A 15631-nucleotide genomic window follows, 5' to 3' on the forward strand; every position below is an offset into this window, starting at 1 on the left:
TGTGAACATACCATCTATCATATCGAGGAAGGAGGTCAGGGGTGTGGGTACAGTGAAGGATGCGATTTGACAAATGCTTGAAATAAACATAAAATCTTATTGCACCAATACACACCGTATTACTATGCTTTTTGGGGATGACGGCGAACTTCTCCGGCAATAGGTTGCTATTTTTTGACCATTGGTTTATTAGGACTCGCTATTAAAAGGAGCTTGAAATCATGAATGTATATCATAATACTTTGGGATTAATCGGGCGCACGCCGCTAGTAGAACTGCACAGCTATTCTCTGCCGAGGGGAATTCGTCTGTTCGCCAAGCTGGAGTTTATGAACCCCGGCGGCAGCGTGAAGGACCGGGTGGGCAAGGCTCTGATTGAAAAAGCCTTAAAAACAGGTCAGTTGAAGCCTGGCGGAACTTTAATTGAAGCCACAGCAGGCAATGCAGGTATCGGTCTGGCTATGGCAGCGCTTCATTATAATATCTCGGTTATTTTTGCTGTGCCTGAAAAGTTCAGTCAAGAAAAGCAAGAACTAATGAAGGCGCTGGGAGCGCGTATCGTTCATACCCCGACAAGCGAGGGGATGAAGGGAGCCATCGAGAAAACGAAGGAGCTGGCTGCTGAATTTCAAGATGCATATTTGCCGCGTCAATTCAGCAATCTGGATAATCCAGAGGCTTATTACACGACGATGGGACCGGAAATTTGGAACGATCTGGACGGAAAAGTAGATGTATTTGTAGCAGGAGCAGGTTCGGGGGGAACCTTTATGGGGACCTCGCGTTACCTCAAGGAGCAAAATGCATCCATTAAAACCGTAATCGTGGAGCCGGAAGGTTCCATTTTGAACGGCGGAGAATCAGGCTCGCATAAAACAGAAGGAATTGGCATGGAATTGATTCCTGAGTTTGTGGATAAAAGTTATTTTAATGCCATTCATACGATTAGCGACGTCGATGCGTTCAACCGTGTCAAGGAGCTTGCAGCACGTGAAGGACTTCTTGTTGGCAGTTCATCCGGGTCGGCATTACATGCCGCTTTATTGGAAGCAGAGAACGCACCGGATGGCGCACATATCGTCACCATTTTCCCGGATAGCAGCGAACGCTATCTGAGCAAAAAAATATATGAAGGCGGGATATAAAATGAAACGTAAAACAAAGCTGATTCATGGCGGTCTCCCTACCGATCCGCATACTGGTGCGGTTAACGTTCCTATTTATCAGGTAAGCACTTATGAGCAAGAGGAAATCGGCGTTCATAAAGGCTATGAATATTCGCGTACAGGCAATCCGACTCGCTTTGCACTGGAAGAGCTGATCAAGGAGCTGGAGGAAGGAAAACGCGGTTTTGCTTTCGGCTCGGGGATGGCAGCGATTCATGCGGTATTTTCACTGTTTCATGCTGGAGATCATATTTTGCTGACCGATGATGTATACGGAGGCACCTACCGTATTGTAAGCAAGGTGCTTAACCGGATTGGCATTGAGGCTACGTTTGTAGATACGACTGACCTGGAGGCTGTCTCCAAAGCGATTCGTCCAAATACGAAGGCACTGTATGTAGAAACGCCTACGAACCCGCTGCTGAAGGTTACGGATATCCGTGCGGTTTCGGAGCTGGTGAAAAAGCATGACCTATTGCTGATCGTGGACAATACATTTGCTACTCCATATTGGCAGACACCTATTACGCTTGGAGCCGATATCGTTATTCACTCCGCTACTAAATATTTGGGAGGCCACAGCGATGTTGTAGCTGGTCTGGCTGTTGTGAACAGCGATGAGTTGGGTGAGCAGCTTCATTTTCTGCAAAACGCTATTGGCGGTATTCTCGGTCCGCAGGATTCCTGGTTGTTGATCCGCGGGATCAAAACACTGGGTCTGCGTATGGAAGCCATTGAGCAAAATGCCAAGGAAATTGCGATCTTTTTGGAGAAGCATCCGAAGGTTAGCAAAGTGTATTACCCTGGACTGGAAAGCCATGCGCAGCACGAGCTGTCCAAAATTCAGGCCGATGGCTTTGGCGGCATTATTTCCTTTGATGTAGGTAGTGATGCCAACGCGGTTTCACTACTGAAAAAACTGAAATATTTTACGCTGGCTGAGAGCCTGGGAGCGGTTGAAAGTCTGATTAGTGTTCCGGCGCGCATGACACATGCCTCCATTCCGGTAGAACGTCGCGCAGAATTGGGTATTACCGAAGGACTGGTACGAATCTCCGTAGGGATTGAAGATCTGGAAGATTTAATTGAAGACTTACAGTCTGCATTGCAAGGCTAAGAATGTTTGAAAAGGAAGGGGTGGCTGATGCCACTTCTTTTTTTTATTTTAAGAATAGCTTCTTTTTTTGAGAGAAGAAAGGAGTACGCAAAGGCGATAACGAATAGCTTTATATAGTTAAAATGAATGTTAACGGATTATTATCGCGACGTCTCTGAGGAAACAAAAACCTGGAGGGGGAATGTTATGAGGTTCACGCATCTGGAAAAAGCGACAACTGTGCTGTTGGATCATCCGGTTCGTCTTACGTCTGCTTATGCAGTTGGTCCGGTCAAGCTGCCGGAAAATTGCGGTGTGGGTAGGGCATGGTCTGATCATTTTGCCCCTGAGGAATGGGATTTGGAAAGGGCTTGTAATGAAGAAGGATTGGAGCTTTCGGCTGGAGGAAAGGCAGCGTGCCGCTTGTTAACTGAGTTGGACCCCCGGAACGCGGAATTGAATTTAGGTGTCTTTCCGCCCTTGACTGAGCAAGAAAGGCTTTTGCTGGTTTCGAATCTCCGCTGCGTGGCAGCACAGGAAGTTATTTTCAGACCGTTTGAAGGAACAGGACAAATTTGGGTGGACGGCATATTGGTATATGCGGAATCTGGTCCCTTGCGCTTGGTTCTGGAAGAAGGTAATCATACGGTGGTGGTCGTTGCAGCCTTTATTCCCGATGAAGCTCACTCTATTCGGATCAGTGGAACTCAGACGTGTGACAGCGTAGATGTGGCGGAGCTGCATCAGGAATTCGTAGAGCGCAATATACGTTTTCATATGGCATGGCTGGAGGTGGAGAAACCCGCTGGCAGAGAGGGAGAAGACAGTCCAATCTCGTTTTATTTACTGCGCAAGGATAGGATAGATCTTCCTGTAGATCAGCCGTTATGCGTCGAGGTAACGAATGATGAGGGAACGGTGCTGGACCGGTTTCAGGCGGTTTGGGAGCAGGAGCAGCAATATGCCTGGAATGAGGAATTTATCGGGAATACGGGAATGCTGCATTTTACGGTTACATATCAGGACCATGAGGCAAGAGAGCATTATTTTGTGTACTCGATGCTTGTGCGGCCTTTGTCGGCGGTTGTGGAGGGTTTGCAAGAAGAGTACCGCCAGTATAATCAAGTTTATAATATAGATGCTTCTGGCTCCGCGAGGAAATTACAGGCAGAAGGCTTGCTGGAGGAGCTGAAAAGGTTATCGGCTTTGCCGGAAGACCCTTTTGAAATCTGGGATTATCGCATTGTGCGGGAATATATCAAGCTGCTAAAACGAATTTTCACACATGCGTACACGGAACGGCCTCAGCACCCATCTTGGGAAGATAACATCCTTTTGTGCCCTGACGGGATTGGCGAAGGCTTTTTTGTCTCCCGTTTGGACAACAGCCTGCAACGCTACACGATACAGCTTCCACGAAGCTACTCGGCGGATCGGCAGTATCCTCTAATCGTCCTGATGCCGGGCAAACGGTATGAGCTGGGTCTGCCGGATTTTCAGAAACGGGGCTTTGGACAAGGCTGGGAAGAGGAAGCGATATTCGTCACTTTTTCGTGCCGTGGAGTTACACTGGGCAGTTACATTGGTGAAGCCGCTTTTCTGGAGGCGCTGGATGTTATTCTGCAAGCGTACCGGGTGGATGAAGAACGAATCTATCTGACGGGCTATTCTAACGGCGCATACGCTGCCTGGGCGATGGCACAGGCTTATCCTTCGCGTTTTGCGGCTATTGCCGTCATTGCTGGTGCACCGCATCCGAAGCATCTGATGAACTTACTGAATATGCCCATATTCAATGTGGTTGGAGATCAGGATTACTTGTTTGCGCAAGCTTATACAGCTCCTGAAACCGAGCTTTTATCCGACCATTATAAAGGAGTAGTGGAACGGTGTGCCAACCATTGGGACACGCATGAACTGAGGCTTTTGGACGGTGTACTGAGCTGGCTTATGCAATGGAAGAGAGTGATGGTACCTCAGCGTATTGCCTACCGAACGGAGCGGGGGAGACATAACCGCGCTTATTGGCTGGAGCTGACGCAAGCGGATGAAAACGAGGAATACGCGGAGCTGCACGGTGAATTGAGCAAAACAGGTGAACTGGATATTAGAGCCATCCACGCCGATGAATTTATCATTCATCTTTCACATGAGATCCTGTCATTGGAGCTTGTCCATGTCCGTATTGGAGCGCGGATTTTTGTGTTGGATTTGCTAGAATATAACCGCTTTCGCTTTGTTAAAATAGAACCACAGAAACACCCCTCACCTGAATATCGATTGATTGCTGAACGGGGTAGCAAAACGCATGGAAGCTCCGGAAAAGAAATGGATGGCGAAATGGCGATGTACAGGTTAAAAAGCTCAGGTCGGAATCCTTCTGGCCATGGTATGGGAGTGCTGGACGTTTATATGGGTCGCCTGCACATTGTCCTGCCGTCCAGCTATACTACATCCGAAGAAGAGCAGACGGTAAAACGGACGGCGAAGGCTTTGGCCGGCCCTCGGACAGCGACTTGGAATCCGTATATCGGTGTTCATTACCCTGTTGTGGCTTCCCATGAGATTTCCGAGGAAGAACTGGCTGACAGTAACGTTATTTGTATCACTGCGGGCTTGTCCAAACATGAGCTGCTTCAGCGGCATCAAGCCCATTTGCAGATCATCTGTACGGAAAAAGGGTATATGCTGGACGGCAATTTTACAGCAGGCGAGTACTGCCTTTCGTATATCCAGCCCGCCCCGTGGTCCACAAGCCAACAAATGCTTGTTGTGGCAACCAATTCTCCCCGAATGCTAGGTAAAAACCTGTTCACGCGCAGACTGATTATGCCCGGCTATTTTAACGGTCTGCACCCGTATTTGAACAAGGATATTATCGTCTATGACAGCAAGGGTGTGCGTGCTTTTAATTTTACTTCCATAAATCATGCGCAGCAAAAGCTGCAAGGTTGATCAAAAAGCCACAATTAAAAAACCGTCTGGAGGCACGCTGGCGATCCTGACGGTTTTTTGCTGCTTCATTGCAGTGGTTTGTCATTGTAATGACGTCATATATAGAAGGGCTTAGGACAGATCAGTTTTTATACTGCTCCATCAGATATACGATCTTGACCTCATCGGCCAAATCGCCAAAGGGTTCATAAGGATTCTCCTGAATGATATGATATAAACGCTGAACTCGTTCTTTCGGCAGTTTGCGCACATATCTGGAAATAAAACCGGCGTGCGTGACCACGTAGCGCTTTTTACGGACAGCCGCGTTGGCAACGCGGACGAGAATATCCTCGCCTCCGGCCATTTCCAGAATGCGACGTTCATAAAAGGTCACGTAACGGAACGTCCGGTCCTTAATGAGCTCACGATTTAATCTGGCAATCTCTCCGATATATCTGACCATGAGCGGCTCAAAGCTTTTGATCAGGAGAGGGTCGAGCGTTAGCTCCATGTCCTTGCGGAGAACAAAAGATTGCAGCAAGGCAACCTGCTGGAGCCTTATCCGGTCGTTATGGATGAGTACGGCAATCTCGCGCAGCATTTCATAGGAGACACGCTCGCTGAGCTGTCGCAGGGCAACCGCATTTTTAAGATTAATGTTCAGGCCCTCATTAATCTGCTTTATGCGGCCTCTGAACAGCCGTATAAGCTGCCTGCGCTGCTCATAGGAACGAATACGCTGTTGTAGAAGCACCAAGGGGAGCAGGAGAAGTGCGCCGACGATACCACACAGGAGCATCTGCTGGGGAGAATGGCCGAAAAAGACGGCAGCGGTCAGCAGCACGATGCCGAAGGCTAGGTCCTTGCGAAAATAAAGTTTGGCTCTGTGGTGGGCATATTGCTCTACAGGTACCAGTGCATCCCGACCGCAAGACGTACATTTATCTTCCCATAGGGCAGTAAACTGCCCACAGTGTTTGCAGATCCGCAGCTTTTGGTACGCATGCTCAGTGTGGGTAAACGGACGAAATTGTACAGGCTGTTTGGAACTACTCATTGCGATCACTTCTCCGGTTCAGCAGGGCAAGAAGCTCGGTGTTCATTTGGGTGGTCGAGGGAGCACGTTTTTTATGTATAGAGTAAATGATTAATTTGATGGCGACAAAAAGAAACAAAATCGCCAAACATCCGTATGAGATCATAGTGTACTTCCTCTTTCTGCTCAGATTTTTACAGCGATATTTTACAAGGGCGGGTTTCGCTTCTGTCATTTTTGTCGTATAAAGGAGAAGGCTGGTGCCCGATTGCCCTTGTTGGGGTATAATTATATCATTACTGCAGGATATTGGTAAAATCCCGCGGTATAATAGGCTTCTTGGCTGTAATCAGGCTATTCGGGCATTATTTTCAGCTGGCTCTCATGTAAAACTCATTATAATTTAATAGTAGGGGAGTACAACTGTAATTTAGGATGAGAACTAACCGGCAAAGGGGTACAAGCGATGTTTAGTAGAGACAGAAAATGGTTTTTGTTCATCGGAATCATATGTACAATGATGATCATGACCTCAATTTCGGCATGGCAGCCGCAGACGGCGGGTGCCGCTTCAACCACCGCCTCGAAGGTGGATGCGGTGCTGGTTGTCGATATGAGTAATTCCATGAACACCAGTGATCCAGGCAAAATTGGCAATGAAGCCATGAAAATGTTCATTGATATGCTGTCGACGCAAAATGACAAGGTCGGCATTGTAGCGTATACGGATGTCGTACAGCGCGAGAAAGCTTTGCTTAATATTACGTCCGAAGCGGACAAGCAGGAACTGAAGTCGTTCATTGACGGGCTGAACCGGGGGGCGTATACTGACACCTCCGTAGGTGTCAAGGAAGCGATCCGCATTTTGCAGGATGGCAAGATAGCGGGACACGCGCCTATGATCGTCATGCTGGCCGACGGTAACAACGATTTAAATAAAACGACGGGCAGAACTGAAAGCCAATCCGATCAGGATATGGCTAAGGCTGTGGCCGAAGCTAAAAATAGCGGCGTTCCGATCTACACCATCGGTTTGAATGCAGATGGAAAACTGAATAAAAACAAGCTCGCAGACATTGCGCAGCAAACGGGCGGTAAATCTTTTATTACAAGCTCAGCGGATGACCTGCCGAACATCTTGAGTGAAATTTTCGCCAGCAATTTGAAGCTGAAAGTCGTTCCCTTGCAGTCCATTACAGCTAACGGTAACTATCAGGACGTTACGGTAACTGTACCGAACGATAGCGTGCTGGAGGCTAACATTTCGATTATGTCCTCCAAGCCGGTGGATGTGAGACTGATAGACCCGTCAGGCAACACCAAGCCGATTCCTTCAAGTGATGTACTGCTGTCCAAGTCGAAAAGCTACTCGCTGATGAAGTTGCTCAAGCCTGTGGCTGGCGACTGGAAGCTCCAAGTCAAGGGAGTCCAGCAGGATCAGATTGATATTAATCTGGTGTTCAACTATGATTTGGAACTGAAACTGGACGCACCGCCTGCCAAAGCTTACAAAAAAGGTGACGCAGTCCAAATTCGTTCCTACCTGACAAGCAACAACCAGCAGCTTCAGGATCAGGAACTGTATGCCAATATGAATGCAGTTCTGAAGGTCAAGGACCTTGATTCCGGTACAACGAATGAGGTTCCATTGAAGAATGAGGGGGACGCCTTTACCGGCTCCTACACCATACCGGATGAGCATGACTATGAACTGACCGTTAGAGCAGAGGAAAAGAGCTTCTACCGTGAAACCCAGCCTGTGACCATCAGTGCCAAAGCTGCGGCGGGCAGTGGTACAAATACAGGCACGACTGGGCCAGCAGCGCCTGCCGAGAAGTCCAAGCTGCTACCACTCATTCTTTTAGGGCTGGGGCTGATCGTTCTGCTGATTGCAGCCTACTTTATCTGGAAGGCTGTCAAAAAAGCAAACCGTGGCTTCGTCGGACAAATCGTACTGGAAATTCGGGATGAAAATACCGGCGAAAAAACGTATCCGCAATACAAGAAGCTGAACACCTTCCGGGGTAAATTCAATCTGCACCAGTTGCTGCAACTGGCACCGGAATTTGCCGAAACCGATAAGGTGGTGTTCACGCCAGGCAATCAGGACCGTATCATGGTGCGTAGCACTCTGGAGATTACGATTGAAAAATCCGGACGCGCTGTAGATACAGGTAGTGGTCTTGAACTGAAAAACGGTGATCGCCTGACGATTCCGCTGGCAAGCGTGGACAAAACCATTTTGCTGGAATTCATTTCAGTAAACAGCTAAACGAACCCTTAGGAGGTCAAATCTATGAAACCAGTAGTTAGAGAGCATATCCAGCAATTAGACGTATCACTCGGCGGAGGGATCGTAAGCGATAAAATCAGGGTTGATACCATTGATAATCCCATTTTGATTATCGGACTCGGAGGGACGGGGATTGATGCCCTCCTCCGCTTGAAATATCAAATTAACCGCAGATTCAAGTTGCCGGCAGATCCGATATCCAAGAAAAAGAGCGAGAAGCCGGACAACGTGGAATTTCTCGCTTTTGAAACGAATGAGCAGGATCGCAACAAAAAATATAAAGGGATCGGCTTGGACCCGATCAACGAGTTTGTACTGCTGTCCAATGCGGAAATCGGCGGATTGCTGCAAAACCGCAGCATTTTGGAGCCGTACATTACGGATTGGCTGTCACCCGAGCTGAGTATTACTGATGGCATGAACGGGGCGGCAGGGGTGCGTCAGGCTGGGCGTTTGCTGTTGTTCACCAAAATCAATCAAGTCGTGCAAAGCATTGACAAGAAAATTAAAACCCTGTCTGAAGGCACCAATAAGAAGCTGATGGTGTTCCTGCTGTCCGGTTTGTCCGGCGGTACGGGGAGCGGTACCTTCCTCGATATCTCGTATATCGTCAGAGGGATTATTGAGCGCGATTACGGCTCCGCAGGTGTAGACCGTGTAAATACATTAGGGTATTTGTTTACGCCGGACATTAACCTGGCGAACAAAAGCCTGAGCGAGCATACACGTGAATATATTAAAAAGAACGGCTATGCCGCGCTCAAAGAGCTGGACTACTGGATGAATGTGGACAGTCGCGGAGAACGGTTCAAGCAGCAGTATGGCAACATTTTGACCGTGAATTCACCGCTGCCGCCGTTTAATCTGTGTCATCTCATTTCAGCGACGAATACCGAAGGCAAGCTGCTGGAAAATGCCTATGATTACTGCATGAATGTCACCGCCGAGAACATCACCAACTTTATGGCGAGTGAGGAAAAGCAGTCAGGCGAAGAGTTCGCCATTCATGACTACATCAGCAACATCCGTACCAATATTGCACAAATGAACAAGACATATCCTGCCAACTACGATTACAATATTATCGGGGCTTCCTCGGCGGTACTGCCAATGGAGGAAATGACAACATATCTGGCCTACCGGATGTTCGGCAAAATGTCCAAAATGTTCGAGCAATCGCCGAATCAAGAGGATGTTGAGAAGTTTGCCCGCAAGCTGGGCGTCGATCTGGACAGCATGATCAAAAACTTCGAATCCCGTGTACCCGAGCCGCTGCCAGGCTTTGAAAACAGTGAACGATTAAGCTACAACAATGTAGTCAAAATGCAAGTTGTGAATATGGATACAGAGCTGGAGCAGACCTTCCTGACACGTGCGCGTGAGGAATACATCAAGGCGAAGAAGCAGCTTCCGGGTGAAATTACGGGGCAGTTTACCGACCAAATTCGTCGGATGTTCCTGCATCCCGAGCAAGGGCCGTTCTATGTGTCCCGTATGATTTATACGGAAAAAGGCTTTAGCTTGCTGAAAATGCTGCTTTCGTACATTGAGACGCTGCGTGAATCATTGCATCGTATCCCTACGGATATTGAATGGGCGCGTGAACAGGCGGGCGAAAAGCTGGGCGATGCCAAGAGTGCGTTTGTGTCCAAGGATAAAAAGAAAAATGCGTACATTGAAGCGAAAATCAATGAGTACTGGCTTCGGGCTGATGTGGAGCGTACAGAGCAGCTTATTGAATTTTATGAAGACCTGTATGATCTGCTGAATAAGGAAAACAGCCGCATTTATAATGTATTTACTGAAATTTTGAATGCACTGAGCGCGATTTTCGAGAAGAATGGCGATCTGCTGATCAACGGCGAGGAGCAGTCCGATCACAGAGGCAACAAGACATACTATTGGAATCTGGTCAGTGTGCCGGATATTTCCGAAGTCGTGACCAAGCTGCTGGATAACCGCGACGGTGATGATCTGATTCGTGATTTTGCCCAAGAGTTGCTGGAAAATTCGGATCAATGGGTGAAGGATCAGGATATCGACATCATTAGTTCCATCTCCAACTTCCTGACCGACAAATTCGGTGATCTTATCACCCGTTCGATGGAGGATTTCCTCGTTATGAAATACGGGCAGGATGAGGCCATTGAAAAATTCGTGGAGCGCTATATTGCAAGCAAGCTGGATGAAGAAGCTGTACCTGTTTTCCATCTGAGCAATAGCTCCGGTAACCTGTATTTCCCGTCATGGGGCTTCGTTTCGGTTCCGGTGCAGTCGCCTAATATTCTGAAAGGCGTTCGCAATTATCAAAATAATGCAATTGGTAAATCACACTTTACAATTAAAGAGAGTGAAGTCCGTAACCGGATATTCTGGCTTAATACGCGTAATGGTGTGCCGTTGTTTGTGTATACACCGCTTAAGGTGTATGAAGAAAGCTATGAAAAAACGATTCTCGACCGCGAAGGTATTGGCCGCCATCTGGTGCAAACAGGCCAGAACAACTGGACGAATCTGCCGTCGCCAATTCCTGAAAAATCGTGGGGCGAAACGTATGTCAATTCGCGTGTGCAAGCTTACAATGCCCGCATCCGTAATGACTTCGACCGTGCCAAGTCACTTGGTGTTATCCGTGAGAAGGATGTCGATCAGAATACGAGCAGCCGCTTTACTGTGCTGCGTTCACGTGCGCTGGATCTGAATGGTCTGCTGGCAGGCTACGATATGCGTTTGCAAGAATCCAAGCCGAATCTGGGTGAGGTGAAGAGAGCTTGGTCTGAGCTGAAACGTCTGCTGGCTGAAGGACTGGAACAGGCGGGAAGCAAAGACATCTTTGGCAGCATCAATGAAGAGATGGCGAAAGAAAACCTGATTCGTTCGCCGGAGCTAACGCAGGTGGTTCGTGAAGAACTGGCGAAATATACCCAAATTGAAGCGAAGGCCGCCGAACTGGAAGCTTTGCTGGGCAAATATCAGGATGAGGAAAAATGGCTGGATCAGTTCATTCAGGCACTCTATACCGACACGATTACGAAGAAAGGCGCTTTGTACGTCTATGACCGTGACGAAGAGGAAGAGGCTTGGGAGCCGTTTGCCAATGTCATGAAGAGTCGTAATTACGTGGAGTTTGAAGTGTTTACGAACTTCCGTGGTCTGGAAGAGAAAAAATATGCAGTTCTGATGCGTAAGGCGGATCGCCGTGATGCTGTACTGACTTCGTCCGAGGATATTACGCCGCTCTTGGCGAAGCTGGATGAACTGGCTACAACCTACACGGAAGCCCGGAATCAATTGGAATATGAAAAGGTGGAGCTGGCTAACGGAGCGGAACTTTATGCGTTCTACGCTCAAATGTCCGGGAAACTAAACGATATCCGCAGAAAGTTGAAGTAAAGTATGAGAGAGCAGCTGTTACGTTATGCGGCTGACTATGCAGCCGCAGAGGACCAATTAATCGGTAGTGGAGATGGACGCAGCAGCATCCATTTCCCGTCCGTGTTTCTTTTTATCGGTGACCGTATGGGCCCGGTGATGAACACCATTGCAGATATCAACCGGACCAAGTGGGATAACAGTACGGGGGTAACATACATTCACATCCGGTCGCAGGAGGATCATGCCACTGTAGATCGTCCGGTGGGTGCCATTGTCCATACGGTAGCGGTACCGGAGGAAAGCAGCCACAAAACCGGACGCCGTGATTTGCATCAGGCTTTTTATACACATGAATCGCAGTTGATTGAGCTTAACACGGCGTTGCGCCGGGCTAGTGGGAACTTGGCGGATTACGGTCGTTTGTATTCCTCGTTCGAGCGTGTCCATTTGTCGATCCTGACGACAGCCGACGATCCCATGAATGTATTGGTTCCCGAGATTACGTTGTTGGCGGAATACATTTTTGCGCAGTCCTTTAAGTCGGTACAGTTGGATCTGTACGTATTGGTCAGCGAAAGCGATCAGACAACCCAATTTGGCTACAGCAGCGCAGCGTCAGTCGCTTTTATGCGAGAACTGGACTATATCCAAAGTCCAGATTATGCGTTCACGGCACCACTGCATATGACTGAGGACAAACTGACCATTCCCGTATCTCATGCTCCGTCGCCGTTGTTCGATCTCGTCTATGTGCTGTCCGACAAGAACGAACGCGGTGTAACAGTGCCGAATAGCCTGCGCGAGAGCTGTGACATCATTTGCCATATTCAGCTTCTCAAAAACCGTTATCAGGCGGGAGATTCCTATCGGTCACAGGATGGTGGATACAACAATACATCGTTTAAAAACAACATTATGACGGAATCCGGGCGGCAGGGCTATGTGTCGGCCGGATTTTCCCGGGTCAAGCGCCCTAATGAGTCGATTGCGCTTACGGTGTTGCATCACTTTTATGTGAAACTGCTGGCGCGTATGAGAACAGAGCAGGAATGGGATATACGCGATAAGCTGGATTATTTTGGTTTGGATGCTGCCCAGCGCAGCCGTACACGAAGTGATCTCGTTCCTGGTCATGAGGCCATTACGGACATGAGCGCTTTAATGACCAGCGGAGCCAGCTACGGCTCGTTGAAGCGAATGACACTGCGCGAGGCGGAGGAAGCATTGTTCGGACAGGGCTGTGAAGCCTTTTTCCGCGATAATTGTGAACGGATCGTACACAAACGGTTGGGGGATTTTCAGGCGGAATTGCGTCTGCAAACGGCTGTAAACGAAGCTGCCAAGGAGCACCCTGAGATTGGTTTGTTCGAGCTTACGGACTGGACGGATGAGAATAAGACAGGGAATGTGCTTACCGCCATTCGAGGACTGATTCGCGATACGTCCAATGACTTGCAGATCAGCGCTGCTGAGCTGGATGCCCTGTATAGCGGACGAGTGGAAGATCAACCCTTTCAACGATTGCCGCTTATGGATAAACATAATGTGCGCAGCTTGATCCGTTACCTGACCGAGACGGTCTACGGGCACAAGCTAAACATGTTGTGGATTCAAACGGATCTGGAGCTACTTCGCCGTTATGAGCTGGCTCTTGAAAAATGGCATATGCAGGCGAAGCATATTACCGTACAGCTTGCCAATCTGGAGCGTGATCTGCATCAGGCTGCAACGGATAGTGTCCGTCAGGCTGACAGCTATACAGGTCAAAACCTGTTTGAGTACTACGAGCGTGTGACGGAAGATGTCATGCGTGAGCTGGAGACCAAGCGGGGAAAAGCTGTATTTTTTGATGCTCGGCATATGGGTCCTGTATCCGGTTTGCTGGATGGAGGTCCGTCCAAGCTGGTGGATCGACTCACACAGACTTGTCGCACCCTGATCCTTAGCGCACAGCCGTTTAACCAGACATTCGAGGAAGAATTGCTGCGGCGGGCGAATGTGGCTGCTGCCTATGAAAATCGGCTGGTCGTTCCGAAGGATGAGCTGTTTAAAAAATTGTACCAGACGCTGGAGGAAAACGGCGGCATTAACGTGCGTTTGCTGGATTACACTCATGAGCATCGGTATGAGGAAAAGTATTTCTTTGGTGACTACGAAGGCGAATTTCTTCCTTATGCGCTGGATGTGGATATTACCTCGCGCATTTACAAGCTGGGGTTTGTGCATGAGCGCCGCAGCAGCGGGGTAGAAAAGCTTCATTTGATGGGTGGTTTCCATCTGGAGGATCTGATGGTCTACCGTAACGGCAAGACGTATTATGAGACATATATCGCGAATGGTTTCGTGTTTCACGGGATCAACGCGGATCGGCTGCCGGAACTGCGGTAGCAACATGGTAATCCTACTTTAATTATGGAAGGAAGCAACGATTCTTATGAAGCAGCGTAAATTTAATGTTCTCCTGCTGCTGTTCGGCTTGCTGGGCGCTGTGGTGGGCTTCATCATTGGAGAGCTGATTCTTAACAAACTGATAGGGCACTGGCCGCATATCATCGTGGTTGGGCTATATTTTGGCATCATGGCGCTGTGTATTGGTCTCGGATGTCTTATCGGCGAATGGATTTCGCCACAGCTAAACGGGTCTTCATGGCGGCAGCGTTACTCCGGGCTGTCCTGGAAGCTGCTGGTGCCTGCTACGCTGGTGATGCTGTTCGTGGCAGGGCTGCTGCTGGAGCTGGGCTATCAGGTGAACCCGGAAGGTCGCAAAAGCGTACAGGACCTCGTGCTCGTCATTGATAATTCCGGGAGTATGCAGCAAACAGATCCCGACAATGAACGCCTGACGGCCGCAAAGAGTCTGATTGGCCAAATGGATGGAGACAAGCGGGTAGCTATTGTTTCCTTTGAGTCCACTGCGCAGTTGGTTCAGCCGTTTACCCCGATTGGCACAGATGCGGAGAAGCAAGCCGTTTATGCCAAAATCGACAGCATGCAGACCTTGATGACAGGCGGCACAGAAATCGGTCTTGCCTTGGATGAAACCATCAAGGAAATCGAAACTCAGGGTAGTGCGGAAAAAGGCTCTCTCGTTATTATGCTATCTGACGGCTTTAGTGAGCTGGATGCTCAGACGGCATTGGCTCCTTATATCGCCCGGCAGATTCCGGTTAATACGATTGGGCTGAAGCTCGCTGAATCTAATGGTATCGCGTTATTGCAAAATATCGCCCAAATGACGGGCGGAACCTACTCCAACGTGGCGAATGCCCAAGGTCTCACGCAGGCGTTCGGTAAAATTTATGACAAAATCGGCGACCGTACATTGGTAACGGAGCGAACAGGTGAGTATGCGGATAGTCTGTATTTTGCCATTTATCGTGTTACTGCTCTGGTAATTATCGGGATTCTACTGGGATTGGCGCTCGGGCTGATGTTCGATAACCGTTTTCTGGCGCGGAATTTCGCGATTGGCGGGGTTCCTGCCGGATTGCTGGCTGGCTTTATTTTGGAAAAGGGCCTATCCGGCTCGCCCATCGGTGATTTGATGATTCGTTTGGTGGCAGCGCTCGTACTGGCGGCCCTGATCGCTGTCTTCTCGCTCGTGTTGCCAGTTGCGGAAAATACTCGCCGTTCTTCTGGCGGAGGAAATCCCGGTGCGCCATCAAGCCGCCGGAGAGGAGCACCGGAAGGCCCGCCGCGTAATCGACGCAGCAGTGGATTTTAGAACG

At 48.9% G+C, this 15631-nt stretch carries 8 protein-coding genes; 7 read left to right on the forward strand and 1 reads right to left on the reverse strand.

Going from position 1 to position 15631, the window contains the following annotated elements:
- Window positions 1–221: 221 nt before the first annotated feature.
- The 3 genes from HPL003_RS18830 to HPL003_RS18840 all read left to right on the forward strand — a co-directional run bounded on the left by HPL003_RS18830 (window position 222) and on the right by HPL003_RS18840 (window position 5217).
- Window positions 222–1145 carry a PLP-dependent cysteine synthase family protein gene (locus HPL003_RS18830; RefSeq protein WP_014281317.1) on the forward strand — a complete coding sequence of 308 codons (924 nt, stop codon included), beginning with the start codon at window positions 222–224 and terminating at the stop codon, window positions 1143–1145.
- Window position 1146: 1 nt separating this feature from the next.
- A complete protein-coding gene (locus tag HPL003_RS18835) occupies window positions 1147–2283 on the forward strand; it encodes a bifunctional cystathionine gamma-lyase/homocysteine desulfhydrase (protein WP_014281318.1) in 1137 nt (378 codons plus the stop codon).
- A gap of 186 nt (window positions 2284–2469) precedes the next feature.
- Window positions 2470–5217 carry a PHB depolymerase family esterase gene (locus HPL003_RS18840; protein ID WP_014281319.1) on the forward strand — a complete coding sequence of 916 codons (2748 nt, stop codon included), beginning with the start codon at window positions 2470–2472 and terminating at the stop codon, window positions 5215–5217.
- Between the two features lie 121 nt (window positions 5218–5338).
- Here the strand turns inward: HPL003_RS18840 and HPL003_RS18845 are convergent, their stop codons facing one another.
- A complete protein-coding gene (locus HPL003_RS18845; RefSeq protein WP_043922442.1) occupies window positions 5339–6256 on the reverse strand; it encodes a hypothetical protein in 918 nt (305 codons plus the stop codon).
- Between the two features lie 445 nt (window positions 6257–6701).
- On the opposite strand from HPL003_RS18845, the gene HPL003_RS18850 reads away from it, so the two are divergent.
- The 4 genes from HPL003_RS18850 to HPL003_RS18865 are packed head-to-tail and all read left to right on the forward strand — an operon-like array spanning window position 6702 to window position 15627.
- Window positions 6702–8507, forward strand: coding sequence for a VWA domain-containing protein (locus tag HPL003_RS18850; RefSeq protein ID WP_014281322.1), 1806 nt, complete (start codon window positions 6702–6704; stop codon window positions 8505–8507).
- A gap of 24 nt (window positions 8508–8531) precedes the next feature.
- Complete coding sequence (locus HPL003_RS18855) at window positions 8532–11921, forward strand: tubulin-like doman-containing protein (protein WP_014281323.1); 3390 nt, start codon at window positions 8532–8534, stop codon at window positions 11919–11921.
- A 3-nt stretch (window positions 11922–11924) separates the two neighbouring features.
- Window positions 11925–14291, forward strand: a complete 2367-nt coding sequence (locus tag HPL003_RS18860; RefSeq protein WP_014281324.1) for a hypothetical protein — start codon at window positions 11925–11927, stop codon at window positions 14289–14291.
- Window positions 14292–14337: 46 nt separating this feature from the next.
- A complete protein-coding gene (locus HPL003_RS18865; protein ID WP_014281325.1) occupies window positions 14338–15627 on the forward strand; it encodes a vWA domain-containing protein in 1290 nt (429 codons plus the stop codon).
- Window positions 15628–15631 lie beyond the last annotated feature (4 nt).

It is taken from the genome of Paenibacillus terrae HPL-003 (assembly GCF_000235585.1).
Lineage (GTDB): Bacteria > Bacillota > Bacilli > Paenibacillales > Paenibacillaceae > Paenibacillus > Paenibacillus terrae_B.

Bases quoted from the DNA above. Each gene is read 5' to 3' on its own strand.
- HPL003_RS18830 (WP_014281317.1), top strand. From the start codon at position 222: ATGAATGTATATCATAATACTTTGGGATTAATCGGGCGCACGCCGCTA.
- HPL003_RS18835 (WP_014281318.1), top strand. From the start codon at position 1,147: ATGAAACGTAAAACAAAGCTGATTCATGGCGGTCTCCCTACCGATCCG.
- HPL003_RS18840 (WP_014281319.1), top strand. From the start codon at position 2,470: ATGAGGTTCACGCATCTGGAAAAAGCGACAACTGTGCTGTTGGATCAT.
- HPL003_RS18845 (WP_043922442.1), bottom strand. From the start codon at position 6,256: ATGAGTAGTTCCAAACAGCCTGTACAATTTCGTCCGTTTACCCACACT.
- HPL003_RS18850 (WP_014281322.1), top strand. From the start codon at position 6,702: ATGTTTAGTAGAGACAGAAAATGGTTTTTGTTCATCGGAATCATATGT.
- HPL003_RS18855 (WP_014281323.1), top strand. From the start codon at position 8,532: ATGAAACCAGTAGTTAGAGAGCATATCCAGCAATTAGACGTATCACTC.
- HPL003_RS18860 (WP_014281324.1), top strand. From the start codon at position 11,925: ATGAGAGAGCAGCTGTTACGTTATGCGGCTGACTATGCAGCCGCAGAG.
- HPL003_RS18865 (WP_014281325.1), top strand. From the start codon at position 14,338: ATGAAGCAGCGTAAATTTAATGTTCTCCTGCTGCTGTTCGGCTTGCTG.